This is a genomic window from Vibrio sp. TRT 21S02 (assembly GCF_050113675.1).
In the GTDB taxonomy this organism is placed as follows: domain Bacteria; phylum Pseudomonadota; class Gammaproteobacteria; order Enterobacterales; family Vibrionaceae; genus Vibrio.
The window spans coordinates 239,307-251,839 of the sequence record NZ_JBNJOI010000001.1; the positions used below are offsets into that span (position 1 = coordinate 239,307).

Annotated in this window: 10 protein-coding genes; 6 read left to right on the plus strand and 4 right to left on the minus strand. The window is 42.0% G+C overall.

The genetic code is table 11. The features are described 5' to 3' along the window. Nucleotides 1-284: 284 nt before the first annotated feature. Nucleotides 285-944 carry a 2OG-Fe dioxygenase family protein gene (locus ACQEXU_RS01180; RefSeq protein ID WP_427009342.1) on the plus strand — a complete coding sequence of 220 codons (660 nt, stop codon included), beginning with the start codon at nucleotides 285-287 and terminating at the stop codon, nucleotides 942-944. Then, nucleotides 928-2,166 (plus strand): cysteine desulfurase-like protein, encoded by a 1,239-nt coding sequence (locus ACQEXU_RS01185; RefSeq protein ID WP_427009343.1) that lies wholly within the window; start codon nucleotides 928-930, stop codon nucleotides 2,164-2,166. Before ACQEXU_RS01180 ends, ACQEXU_RS01185 begins: the two co-directional genes overlap by 17 nt. Nucleotides 2,167-2,217: 51 nt before the next feature. On the opposite strand, the gene ACQEXU_RS01190 is transcribed toward ACQEXU_RS01185, so the two are convergent. Next, nucleotides 2,218-3,042, minus strand: coding sequence for a DUF2797 domain-containing protein (locus ACQEXU_RS01190; RefSeq protein ID WP_427009344.1), 825 nt, complete (start codon nucleotides 3,040-3,042; stop codon nucleotides 2,218-2,220). Nucleotides 3,043-3,531: 489 nt separating this feature from the next. On the opposite strand from ACQEXU_RS01190, the gene ACQEXU_RS01195 reads away from it, so the two are divergent. Further along, on the plus strand, nucleotides 3,532-4,839 hold the full coding sequence (locus ACQEXU_RS01195; RefSeq protein ID WP_367986704.1) for a GGDEF domain-containing protein: 1,308 nt from the start codon (nucleotides 3,532-3,534) through the stop codon (nucleotides 4,837-4,839). On the opposite strand, the gene ACQEXU_RS01200 is transcribed toward ACQEXU_RS01195, so the two are convergent. Beyond that, nucleotides 4,823-5,575 (minus strand): SanA/YdcF family protein, encoded by a 753-nt coding sequence (locus ACQEXU_RS01200; protein ID WP_367986703.1) that lies wholly within the window; start codon nucleotides 5,573-5,575, stop codon nucleotides 4,823-4,825. The genes ACQEXU_RS01195 and ACQEXU_RS01200 overlap by 17 nt on opposite strands. After that, complete coding sequence (locus ACQEXU_RS01205) at nucleotides 5,548-5,871, minus strand: DUF3392 domain-containing protein (RefSeq protein WP_367986702.1); 324 nt, start codon at nucleotides 5,869-5,871, stop codon at nucleotides 5,548-5,550. The genes ACQEXU_RS01200 and ACQEXU_RS01205 overlap by 28 nt, the downstream gene beginning before the upstream one ends. A gap of 320 nt (nucleotides 5,872-6,191) precedes the next feature. Between ACQEXU_RS01205 and ACQEXU_RS01210 the strand changes: the two genes are divergently transcribed. Next, entirely contained in the window at nucleotides 6,192-7,511 is a 1,320-nt protein-coding gene (locus ACQEXU_RS01210) for a GGDEF domain-containing protein (protein ID WP_427009345.1), read from the plus strand. A gap of 16 nt (nucleotides 7,512-7,527) precedes the next feature. Here the strand turns inward: ACQEXU_RS01210 and ACQEXU_RS01215 are convergent, their stop codons facing one another. After that, nucleotides 7,528-9,216: an NAD-dependent malic enzyme gene (locus tag ACQEXU_RS01215; protein ID WP_427009346.1), complete on the minus strand. Its 1,689-nt coding sequence runs from the start codon at nucleotides 9,214-9,216 to the stop codon at nucleotides 7,528-7,530. A gap of 176 nt (nucleotides 9,217-9,392) precedes the next feature. On the opposite strand from ACQEXU_RS01215, the gene ACQEXU_RS01220 reads away from it, so the two are divergent. Beyond that, nucleotides 9,393-11,741 (plus strand): helicase-related protein, encoded by a 2,349-nt coding sequence (locus tag ACQEXU_RS01220; protein WP_427009347.1) that lies wholly within the window; start codon nucleotides 9,393-9,395, stop codon nucleotides 11,739-11,741. Nucleotides 11,742-11,993: 252 nt separating this feature from the next. Then, nucleotides 11,994-12,374: a transporter gene (locus tag ACQEXU_RS01225; RefSeq protein WP_367986698.1), complete on the plus strand. Its 381-nt coding sequence runs from the start codon at nucleotides 11,994-11,996 to the stop codon at nucleotides 12,372-12,374. Nucleotides 12,375-12,533: the final 159 nt, after the last annotated feature.

The window sequence follows — 12,533 nt, forward strand, 5'->3', positions numbered from 1 at the left end:
TTAGAACGTAAACATTACGTCTTTATAGCTGCTCATAATACAACTTTATGAAAAGTAACATCTTTTTTCTCTTGGTAGTGAAGTTGTCTGATTTTTAATACCATTCATTTTGCAAACTAAAATTATAAACTTGAAAAGTAATAATTCTTGGTGTTACTTACTATATTTTCATTTTTGATGGATTTAAACACTAGATATCATTGTAAATGCCAAATAAATGCGCAAATAATAATTGTGAATTAATTGTTAAAATTAAGCGATTGTGTGCATTTTTCAAGGAGATGGTGATGCTAAATAATCAGGAAACAACCTTGCAACTTATGAAGCTTAGTGAAAGTACGATAGCGGAACTTGCGCCTTCTTTTACCAAACTTCCTCATACAAAACATGCAGACGGAGCTTATCGTCTACGACGCTATTCGGTTGTCGCGCTTTATGAGGGGAAGGTTGTTGATTTGAATAAAAACGAGTTTATGCAAACGGGTGAGATCAATCGCTTTCAGGGAAATATAATTCGACAGTTTCAGCCTATCGAAGACTCCACATTACTCAGTGAAGGCATGCAAGAAATTTGTACGATGTTTGCAGCGACAAACCATCTCCAAGATGGGCAAGAAATTGAGATACATCAGATTCGAATTTCAGCTGTTTATGAACAGACTCAAGTCGCGCCTGAAGGGGTCCATCAAGATGGCTTTAAACACATCGCTTTGGTAGGCATGGGTCGACATAATATTGAAGGTGGCGACATCATGTTGTACAGCAGTTTCAATGAAGCGCCGTTTTTTCGCAAAGTGCTGCAAAATGGTGAAGTCGCTATGCTTGCTGATAATAAGCTTTGGCACAACGCTCAACCCATTCGCTCGGTCATTCAAGGTGAAGAAGGCTATATGGACGTGTTTGTATTGACAGCAAAGGGAACCGAGAATGAACTTCACTCCTAATTCAGTTCGAGCACAATTTCCAGCGCTTAAGCAAACTCACAATCATTTACCCGTCATTTTTTTAGATGGGCCTGGTGGATCGCAGGTACCAGAGAGCGTACTGGAAGCGATGACATCGTACCTTGGTTATTACAACTCAAACTTAGGTGGTCATTTTTTTTCTAGTCGACTTACTACCGAGCTGATGCAGGATGCACGTCAATATGCGGCTACGTTTGTGAATGCAGAATCACCCGACAATATTGTTTTTGGTCCGAATATGACCTCTTTGACGTTTCAGTTAAGTCGTGCAATAAGTCGAGATTGGAACTCAGCTGATGAAATTGTTGTAACAGCATTGGATCATTACTCAAACGTTTCCAGTTGGCAGCAGGCCGCAAATGATAAATCAGCAAAGATTCGAGTTGCACAGGTCAAGGAAAGTGATTGCTCTTTGGATGTCGAACACCTGTTGAATCTTATCAATACCAACACCAAGTTAGTGGCGGTCACGTTGGCTTCGAACACCACAGGATCGATTGTCGATGTTGAGAGAATTATTGAAGCTGCACATGATGTTGGGGCAATGGTTTATCTCGATGCAGTGCATTACGCTCCCCATCACTTGGTTGACGTGCAAAAATTAGGCTGTGATTTTCTTGTGTGTTCTGCGTACAAATTTTTTGGTCCACATGTTGGTATTGCCTATGTCGCGCCAAAGTGGTTACAAGCATTACGTCCTTATAAAGTTGAGCCAGCGACTGAACAGGGGCCTGGGCGGTTTGAAACAGGTGCCCAGAGCTTTGAAGGGCTAGCTGGTGTAATTGCTGCGATCAAATATCTTGCCCAATGGGGAAAACAAGATGCTTCACTTCGTGAGAAGCTTGTGGCTTCTTATCTTGATTTTTCTCAACATGAAACAGCATTAACTGACCATTTTCTATCAAAGCTTAGTGAATTACAGGGAGTACATTTATGGGGGAGAGCTCAAGCGCATAGTGAGTTACGAACACCTACGTTTGCGCTGACCTTCGATGAGTATTCAACGGCTGAAATTGCTAAGAGGCTTGGAGAGCGCAACATTTGCACATGGAATGGTCACTTTTATGCGCTGGGTTTAGTGCGTCAACTGGGGTTAGAAGAAAGTGGTGGTGTGCTGCGAATTGGTTTCATGCACTACAACACGCTGGATGAAGTGGATACTTTGTTTGACGTGATGAAGGAAATTCTTAACCAAAAATAGAAGAAAAGCCCATCCGGTGACAGATGGGCTTCTGAGTATTGGCTTATGCAGTTACTCAGAAATTTCAACTTCATATGAGGTGAATTTTCTGACGTTAATGACACCATTATCGAAGATTAGGTATTGCCCTTTGATCCCTTGGACTATTCCCGAAACCTCGGGGTTTTTATCAAAATTGTGCGAAACGATTTTAGTTGGGTGCTGCTCTACTGGGTAGCGAATGGCAGTAATATTTTCATGTAAGACTTCAACAGCGTCATCACCAAATTGTTGTTTGATAGCCGCTACTTTGTCTTGAACTAACGGATACAGTTCGGCAAATTTTTGTTCTAATGCCATTGGCTCTCCGTCACCTTTCAATAACGTGCGCCAATTGGTTTTATCGGCAATGTGCTTCGCCAGCTCAACTTCAATAAGGCCTGATATGTAGCGGGTTTTTACTTTGAAAATTGGCAGGCCTTGCGTGGCTCCTTGATCTATCCAGCGAGTTGGGATCTGAGTGTGGCGGGTGATGCCAACCTTAAGACTGGAGGTATTAGACAGGTAGACATAGTGATCAACCATGCAGTTCTCTTCTCCCCATTGTGGCTCACGACATGTTCCTTGCTCGTAGTGGCAGGTTTCGGGTTTCATAATACACATGTCGCAGCTAGCAAGCTTTTTCATGCAAACAAAACAGTGCCCTTGCGAATAGCTTTTCTTGGTTTTTTTTCCACAAGAGCAACAAAAGATGTTGCCAGTATGAGTGAGAGTAAGGCGTTTTCCAATGTAGGGTTTAAGGTCGACAAGTTTATCGCCTACAGGAAGGTGGTAGTGGACTTCGTCGTCCAATGATGCACGCATTTTACTAAGCGTGCCTTTCAAAATTAAAGACATGACAGTGCTCATTTTCGTTATTTTCAGCCATCAGGTGGCTATTTTTAGCTAGCAGTTTAGCAGACTTCAATTACTTAGAAAGCATAGCTTTGTCAGGTGCTTGCTCTGCATTGTATTTGTTTGGTGAATGGGTTTTGTATTGGTACTAAAGTTTATATGCGTGCTGCAGGAATCGATAATAAAAATATAGCGTTAGTACAACAACTTAACTGAGTTATCGTGTGATAAATTTATAAAACTTAGTGAGATTCTTGATAGAAAAAAGGCTGAAAGCTAGAGTTTACAAGGCTAAGAAGCGATTAGTTTTAAATTGCACAATAAAGCGAGACGATTTTGCACGACTTTTAATCATCAGTTGATATAGGTCGAAAATTTCTATCATACAGAATGATATTTCAGTTAAAATTTGGCACTAAGGTTGTAAAATGACAATCTTAACCGTTTTCAGTAATCCGTAACTCATATGAGTTTTGAACAAGGTCTTCGCGTTTGAGAGTTATCCATAAAGCCGTATTTATTTTAGGTATATTCACCATTCTTATCGTTCAGCTCTACCGCGTTTATGGTGACCAACGTGTTTACAAAGTTATGCCTGAACATTTTGCGTTTCTACCCACCAATGATCAGGTACAGAACGGTCTGTCTACTTCATCCATAAGTATTGATGGGAAAACAGCAATATTAGAGTGCGAGCTTAAAGAGAGCGATTATCCTTGGCCATATTGTGGTGTCTCTATTGTTGTTGATCGGGAAGATCCAACCGTTGGTATTGATTTTTCAAACTACCATACAATTAAACTGGATATCGATTTTCACAACTTAGATAATGATTCTGAACCGAGAATGCGATTCTACCTTCGAAATTACAATGCCGCTTATTCGATTCCAGACAATGAATATACCCATAAATATAATGGGTTAGAATACCATCCAGGTGTTGATAAAAAAGGCACCTCAATACCCCTTAGAAACCTTCAGGTCATGACATGGTGGCTTGTGGATAACGATATTTCCATTGAGCATTCTGCACCAGAAATGGGTAACGTGAATCGTATTGAATTTGCAACAGGCTCATCTCTACCACTCGGCCACTATCGAATGACAATCAATAACATAGAGCTTGTTGGTTCTTATGTAGAAGGTGAAGATCTCTTTATGGGGTTGCTTTTTGTTTGGGTCATTTTAGGTCTTTTGTACAGTGTGTTTGAGATCCGCCGTAGTCAGAAGCTCATTGTTGATGCACAGACACGCCAGTTAAAGCTTAAAAAACTCAACCGAGCATTGAAAGCCCAAAATATTCAATTTGCAGAACTTGCGCACCGAGATGCATTAACAGGTGCAATGAACCGTCACGCAGTACGCGATTGGCTAGCAAAAAATTATGAAAGTGGAGAGAGTGCTCGAAAGCCGCTTTCTGTTATCTACATTGATATTGACCATTTTAAGACGATTAATGATCAGTATGGCCATAGCATGGGAGACGACATTCTGCGTGAATTTACCATGATGGTAATGAGTGTTCTGCATGAAAATCACTGGCTGGTCCGCTGGGGGGGAGAGGAGTTTATTGCTTTTTGTCCTTCGCTTGATCTATTAGATGCGGAACTACTGGCAGAAAAAATTCGTATGACGATTGAAGGGCATCTGTGGGTTCATGGCCAGCGAATGACATCGAGCCTTGGAGTTGCCCAGCTAGGGAATGAACATTCTTCTGCGCTATTGGCTCGTGCCGATGAAGCGTTATACCGAGCGAAACGAAATGGTCGAAATTGTGTAGAAGTTAGTCGGTTAGATTAGCTTCTACATCCTCAATTTCAGGGTTTTCTTCTACCACTTTTATAATGGGTTCTTTAGGCCCAAGGAATTTGGGTTTGGCATCGAGAACATAAAGGTCTAAGAAAGCCTTAGTACGAGCAAATACTTCTCTGAGTCGGACTTTATATCCCGGATTTGTTGGGCCTGGAACTGCAAAGCAACTGGCGTTAATGTTGTGATGCTTTGCAATGAACAACGCGCGTTCGCAGTGGAACTTTTGAGAGATGATTAAAAAGTTATCAGTGTCGAAAATTTCTTTAGCTCGGACAATCGAATCTAATGTTCTAAATCCTGCATAATCTAAATAGATGCGATCTTCAGGCACTTCAGCACGGAGTAAATCACGCTTCATTGTCCATGGCTCATTGTAAGAGCGATGCGCATTGTCACCACTTAGTAAGAAGTTCGTGACTTTGTCTTGTTGAAATAACTCAATAGCTGCATCAATTCTGTGGCTATAGTACTCGTTTAGTGTACGTCCTAGATACTTACTTGTGCCTAGAACGACAGCAACATCAAACTGGTTAACCTGATCTTCACTGGTAAAGATCTCCGCATCCGTCTGATAAGAAACCCAACGGTCAATCCCTATCACAGTCAGTATGATTGTTAGAAGTGCGAGCGGCAGTGTTTTTGCTAACAATAACAATGAACGCTTTAAAGCACTTTGTCGCTGAAAAATATTTCTCACTAGATCTGCCGGTTTCTTTGTGCCCATGAGCCGATTATCACAAAACTAATCACAATCACAACCAACATCATGCCCGGCTCTAAGGTTTTTAATGTCCGAGTTACGTAAGGTGTTGCTTTTACGATGATTAATCCGTAACCAAACGCATTTATGAGAACGAAAACAATCGTTCGGATAAGAAAGTTTTGTCCTCTCAGTAAGCGCCGTAAAAGGGCATTTATTTCCCCCCCAAACATCACAAGTAAGCAGGCTATCAAGGCGATTGAGATTTCGCTGATGTATGGTGAAAGATGGCGTGCAATCGGAGTTAGGCTTTCAAACATGAGATTATTGATGTGAAGAATGACTACGATTCGTTACTTTAGCATATTCGTGTAGCAATACTAAGAGCCACCAAGCTGGAAGTGTTAAATTCTGGGAAATACGTCATTTTGCCAGAATAAATAATGTTAAATTCTCCAATCATCGAATTAATAACATCACTAAGAGTAATGAGAAAAAATGGACGAAAATTCGCGTTGTCTTGCTCTTAAAACAAAAGGTGAATTAGAAGATTTTTAGCTTAATTTTTATAGGTGTAAGGTAATTCCTATGTTACTTGTAGCGTGATCTTACAGGTTTGGGTGGTTTTGTTGGGGTTTCGATGGTTATCACTGGAAAAAGCACAAGAGTATTAATGTGTTTTACATTCGTGTCACTAGTTACGTATTGGGGATTGGAAGGAAGTAAAGTCGTCAGCTTATTTCCTGGTAAATTTCCAATTAAAATAGAAGATGATTCGTATTTTGGTGGAGATTCAAATTCCAGTATAGATATCAATGAAGGGATAGCTTCTGTTCATTGTAATATAGTTAAAGGGAGCTATCGTTGGCCCTATTGTGCTATCAATATTGATATTGCCACTGTGATTGAGTCGGGTATTGATATTAGCGAATTCGATGTTATTCGGTTTGATATTGACAAGCGACCAAGTCATAAGGGTAGAGCATGGGCTGCACGAATATATGTAGAAAATAAAACATCGAAATCGGAGGGACTTGATTGGCATTTTTCGCATAATAATAATGGGATAGAGTTTAACTCTCGACAACATATTATTGAAATACCCATCGATAAACTTGAAGTAATGAGCTGGTGGTTATTGAATAACAAACAATTGATGAAGAAGAAAGATCCAGAATTTGATAATGTATCTTCTATTCAAATAGCGACTATCGCGAATATCCCACCTGGCAACTATCACTTTTACTTAAACACGATTGAATTAATAGGAAACCCAATCAGTAAGCCTATTTTTTATAGCTCCATTTTTTCTATCTGGCTTGTTTATGGGATTTATTGTCTACTTCATGAGCTAACTAAAAATAAGAAGAAAGTAAGATATACTGAAACGCAATATAAATATATGGAAACGCAGAAGAATAAATATATGGATCTTGCGTTTACAGATGCGTTAACGGGAGCATTAAATCGACACGGTATTCGTCAGTGGTTAATGAAATATGAAGTGATGGCGCCCCAGCCCTATATGGGAGTACTTTACTTAGACATTGACCATTTCAAAGCCATCAATGATCAATATGGGCATAAAGTTGGTGATGAAGTTTTAAAGCAATTTAGTTCGACGATCGAACAAGTGTTTAGTCCGGTCTATCGGTTAACTCGGTGGGGAGGGGAAGAATTCATCGTGTTTTGTCCCGGAATTGGCTTTTCTGAACTTATCGAGCTAGCAGAATCGATTCGACAACGAGTTGAGCTAAATGCTTGGGTTCAAGATATCCCAGTTACTTGCAGTGTCGGTGTTGAGCTAGAGCGAGGTGATGGTGTATTTGCTGCTGTATCTCGCGCTGACCAAGCTTTATATCGAGCTAAACAATGTGGTCGAAATTGTGTGCAAATCTACCAAGACACGATACTCAATAATGTTTTGTGCTGTACGTCGCAAGGAAAAAGAGCCTCATGATGAGGCTCTTAGTTAGTTAAAACGCAGTACGTTTATAACGACGATAAACTGGTTGCCAGAAGTGACCTTCGATGGCTTCTTCAAGCGCTTCGTCAGTGATTTCTTGCGCAACACCTTGTTCTATCGCTTTTTTAGCGACCGCAAAAGCAATCTTCTTCGATACTGAGTGGATTGCTTCCAGAGGTGGCAGTAGGGCACCTTGGCCATTAATAGCAAGTGGTGAACATGTCGCGAGTGCTCGGCTTGACTCCATCAACATTTCATCGGTGACACGCTTAGCTGAAACGGCCAGTACACCAAGTCCAATACCCGGGAAAATGTAGCTGTTATTGCACTGAGCGATAGGGTAACTCTTACCATTTACAACGACAGGGTCAAACGGACTACCCGTTGCGACAAGTGCTTCGCCATTTGTCCAACGCAGGATGTCATTTGGCGTTGCCTCTACACGACTTGTTGGGTTGGATAATGGGAAGACGATTGGTCGAGCACAATGCTTATGCATTTCTTTAATGACATCTTCACTAAATAGTCCCGGCGCACCAGATACACCGATCAGAACAGTCGGTTGTCCGTTACGCATGACATCGAGTAATGAATACCCCGTACCTTCAGATTCCCAATTGTCAGTGTTGCTGTACTTCTGAACTAAACGTTGTTGGAAATCAAGCAAGTTCGGCATGCCTTCTTGCAGTAGTCCCCATCGATCGACCATGTAAACCTGAGAACGAGCTTGTTCATCGGAAATACCTTCAGAAACCATTTGTGCAATGATGGCTTCTGCAATACCGCAACCCGCGGAGCCAGCACCTAGGAAGGTGACTCGTTGCTCAGAAAGTTTACTGCCAGCCGCCTTACAAGCAGCGAGTAAAGAGCCAACGGTTACAGCTGCAGTTCCTTGGATATCATCATTGAAGCAGCAAATACGGTCTTTATAACGTTCAAGCAACGGCATTGCGTTCTTTTGCGCAAAGTCTTCAAACTGAATAAGTGCTTCAGGCCAGCGGCGCTGCACTGCTTGGATGAAATCTTCAACAAAGGCATCGTATTCAGCACCAGTAATACGCGGATGACGCCAACCCATGTACATTGGGTCAGCCAAGCGTTGCGGGTTGTTGGTACCCACATCCAGAACGATTGGCAAGGTGTAAGCTGGAGAAATACCGCCACAGGCAGTGTAGAGAGAAAGCTTACCAATTGGGATGCCCATACCACCAATCCCTTGGTCGCCAAGACCAAGAATACGCTCACCGTCGGTTACCACAATAACTTTGACATTGTGGTTTGCTGCATTATTTAGCAAGTCATCGATACGATCGCGATTAGGGTAAGAGATAAATAGACCACGTCCGCGTCGGTAGATATTGGAGAAGTTCTCACAGGCTGCTCCAACCGTCGGTGTGTAGATAATAGGCATCATCTCAGAAATGTGGTTTTGTACCAGACGATAGAAGAGTGTTTCGTTGGTATCTTGGATATTGCGTAAGTAGATATGTTTGTCCATATCACTTTCGAAGTTACAGTACTGCTTGTATGCGCGATCAACTTGTTCTTGAATAGTTTCTGTAGCTTCTGGCAGTAGGCCTTCTAAATTGAAAGAAATTCGCTCCTGAGCACTAAATGCACTGCCTTTGTTTAACAGTGGTGTACTTAGAAGTGCAGGACCAGCGTAGGGGATATAGAGTGGGCGTTTATCGTTATTCATCATTTGCCTATATACAGGGTAGAGAAGTCATAAAAATGATAAGGACTGAATAGCCTATTGTAAACTGGAGTACCTCCTAAACCCAGACCCTGTAAACGATTATTTGAGATATACCCAGCATCTTATTGTCACTTAAGTATATACTACCCAGCCGCTTGAATGATGAAGTACTGCCCATGCAATCTCTGCCAATTGATATTCTGGAAAATACGTTTAAAACCGAACTCAAAAAGAACCATTTAATCGTTGAAGCTGAGACAGGCTCAGGTAAGTCAACTCGATTACCCGTATGGGCCGCAACACATGGCCGAGTGTTAGTTGTAGAACCAAGACGTATTGCCTGTACTTCGCTAGCTCAGTTCCTTGCAGCGCAATCTGGCGATAAATTGGGAGAGAGCATTGGTTATGCCATCAAGCTGGAAAACCAGTTCTGCCAGAGCAGTAAGGTCGTTTTTGTAACCCCTGGTGTTGCATTGCGTTGGTATTCTGAGGATCAATTGGCGCAATTTGACATCATCATTGTGGATGAATTTCACGAGCGTCGTTGGGATACGGATGTTTTGGTTGGGTTGTTGAAACAACACAACACTCATCGAATAGTTTTGACATCTGCGACAATTGAAGGCGCTAAGCTTGCTCACTATTTAGCTGCGGACCGGATGCAAGCGGAAGGGCGAGTTCATCAGGTGGCATTGCAGTACAGAGCCACAGACTCAAGGCAGTTGCCTGATCCTCGCAACTTAGAGATGAAGGTTCGAGACGAAGTCATGTTGCTACTTACACAAACGGCTGGGGATATTTTAGTTTTTCTACCCGGACGAAAAGAAATCGCCCAATGTGCTCAGATGTTAAGCCATCTTGATGATGTGTTGGTCACGCCACTCCATGCTTCTGTTTCTGATCAGCAACGCGATATTGCTCTAACGATACAAGCTGAGCGAAAGGTTGTATTAGCGACAAATGTTGCGGAAACCTCTCTGACCATTCCCAATATATCGGCTGTGATTGACTCTGGTTTAGAGCGTAGAACTGAGCAGCGTAATGGCCGAACTACATTAAGTCTCAAGCATATATCTAAAGCCAGCGCTAAGCAGAGAGCAGGACGAGCAGGACGTGTAATGGATGGCATTTGTGTCCGTCTATATGGGGAGCATGCTGCATTAATTGAAGTAACGCCACCAGAAATGCAGCGCGAAGCGTTAACGGAGCCAATGCTTGCAGCCGCTTGTTGCGGAGTACCTCTAAATCAATTGCCTCTAATGGACGAATTGCCAGAAAAATCATTTCAGTCAGCGCGCGCTTTATTGTCCAACATGGCTGCCATTGATTCTCAAGGACAAGCAACAGCGCATGGACGTAAAATTTATCCATTACCGATCGATGCTTTATATGCTGATTTGGTTTCAAGAATGCCGCAAAAGTCGTTACAAGAGGCCATGATTGACCTTACCGCTGCGCTTGCAGTCCCAGCTCGCTTGTTTCAATTATCTGCTAATGAAGAAACGTTGGAAAAGCTCGCGCAACAAGAGCCGTTAGGTTGTGATGCTCAGTTAGTGATTGGTTTGGTTCGTGGCCAACAATTTCGTGGCGTCTCTATCGAGTCAGACGCATTGGCTGAAGCTCAAGGACTGTCTAAACAAATGAGGGCGTTGTTTGAGCTACCTGATCTGAGTGTGGCATCCCGATATGATCACAACCAGCTGCGAGCTTCGATTGCTCAGTTACATCCAGAATTGGTTTTTGTTCGAAGAGAAAAGCGCAAAGACGCATTTGCCAACGGCTTATTAGAAGTGATGGAGGGGCGAAACTCCCGTCTTAAACAAGAAAGCCAAGCTGCATTGGTGCTGGACATTCACAGCCTACCAGGTAGGGGCGTTAAGCAAACGTTGAACCTTGCTACATTCATGATGCCCGTTCCTATTTCGCTTATTCGCGAGCTTGAACTAGGAGAATGGCAAGAGGGAGATGTTGTTCTCGTTGACGATGTCGCTCATGTCGAAATGGAGATGATATATGCTGGTCGTAGTGTGCACAGAGAGCTTCGGCTGGCCCATGGTGAATTGACAACCAAACCTTTATTAGAAGCAGTCCAAACGGGAGCCATATTCCCGGGGTTTGCGAAACGAAGAGAAAATGAAATTCAGCATTGGAAATTATATGTTGATTTAGGCCTATCTGATATGTGCCATAGCCACAATGACGAAAGCTTTGAATCTTGGTTTATCGAGCAACTCAATGCGCTTGAACTAAGTAATATGGAAGAGTTGCAACTATTTTCTGAAGAAGATTTTCCATTCGATGGGATCCCATACTGGCAATATGAAGAGTTTGCGGAACTATATCCGTTTGAACTTAGTCTTGGTGATCTGAATTTGACGGTAGAATATTACGCGAAGAAAAAGCTGATTTACGTGGTCTATAAAGATGGGTTGCGTAAAGGAGATCCCAAACGTTGGGAGCTACCTCGTTGGCAAGGCTGGCGTATACAGTTTAAAAAGGCAAGCCGGATCATTGATGTAAGATAATTTTTACTTTGCAAAATATTAAGCACATGGTCGCATATATTTACTAATTGTTCCTTGATTGTTACTTACTTGGTTTTTATATAGCGAATGATGTTTGATATGGGGGCATAAAAGATCATTGTTTTATATCCTATTGCTATATGGGGCATGTTGGCTGATAGTGGGGGAGTGCTCAGTGAAACGTTTTACTCGGCTCTCAATCAAGGCAGCCATAAACAATGAGCAAATGATGCCATTATGTCGGGGGATGATATGGAACATCAAAATAAGACATGCGTTGTATTTGACTACACTTCGTTTTTAGGCGCTTCATGTAGTAAGAAATGGACTTTTCTTGAAGCAATGAGTACGTTTGCTCCCATTTTCAGTCTTGCATGGAAAAATTCCATTCAAGATCTGCATTCGCCTGAAGAGCGGCTTTGGGAACAGGCCATGAAATCACTGTCGGTGAGTCGAAGTGATGAATCCAATTTGGCAACGTTACTAAAGTTAGCCAAAACAGAAGGCATTGATGAACTCAGAGTGGTGCTTCCTTATGAATTGGATGGGGAACAACTTGAATCATTGCGGTTGAAAACAGAAGCAACAATACAGAGCCAACAACAAGATGAACTGCTGGTGACTTTGCAATAACAGTCAGTATTTTCCTACTCAAAAAGCCCATTCATGGGCTTTTTTTGTTTGCGTATCACACCTTTTTCATATCCTACCGAAAACTTGATTCTGCTTAGGTTATGATTCACCTTAATGAGGTAAGCGTGTGCTTTGATGATTGATTTTTGCTTGCCAAAA

Excerpts from the sequence above, each read along its gene's own strand:
- ACQEXU_RS01225 (WP_367986698.1), top strand. The coding sequence starts at position 11,994 with ATGGAACATCAAAATAAGACATGCGTTGTATTTGACTACACTTCGTTT.
- ACQEXU_RS01205 (WP_367986702.1), bottom strand. The coding sequence starts at position 5,871 with ATGTTTGAAAGCCTAACTCCGATTGCACGCCATCTTTCACCATACATC.
- ACQEXU_RS01220 (WP_427009347.1), top strand. The coding sequence starts at position 9,393 with ATGCAATCTCTGCCAATTGATATTCTGGAAAATACGTTTAAAACCGAA.
- ACQEXU_RS01185 (WP_427009343.1), top strand. The coding sequence starts at position 928 with ATGAACTTCACTCCTAATTCAGTTCGAGCACAATTTCCAGCGCTTAAG.
- ACQEXU_RS01200 (WP_367986703.1), bottom strand. The coding sequence starts at position 5,575 with ATGGGCACAAAGAAACCGGCAGATCTAGTGAGAAATATTTTTCAGCGA.
- ACQEXU_RS01210 (WP_427009345.1), top strand. The coding sequence starts at position 6,192 with ATGGTTATCACTGGAAAAAGCACAAGAGTATTAATGTGTTTTACATTC.
- ACQEXU_RS01190 (WP_427009344.1), bottom strand. The coding sequence starts at position 3,042 with ATGTCTTTAATTTTGAAAGGCACGCTTAGTAAAATGCGTGCATCATTG.
- ACQEXU_RS01215 (WP_427009346.1), bottom strand. The coding sequence starts at position 9,216 with ATGAATAACGATAAACGCCCACTCTATATCCCCTACGCTGGTCCTGCA.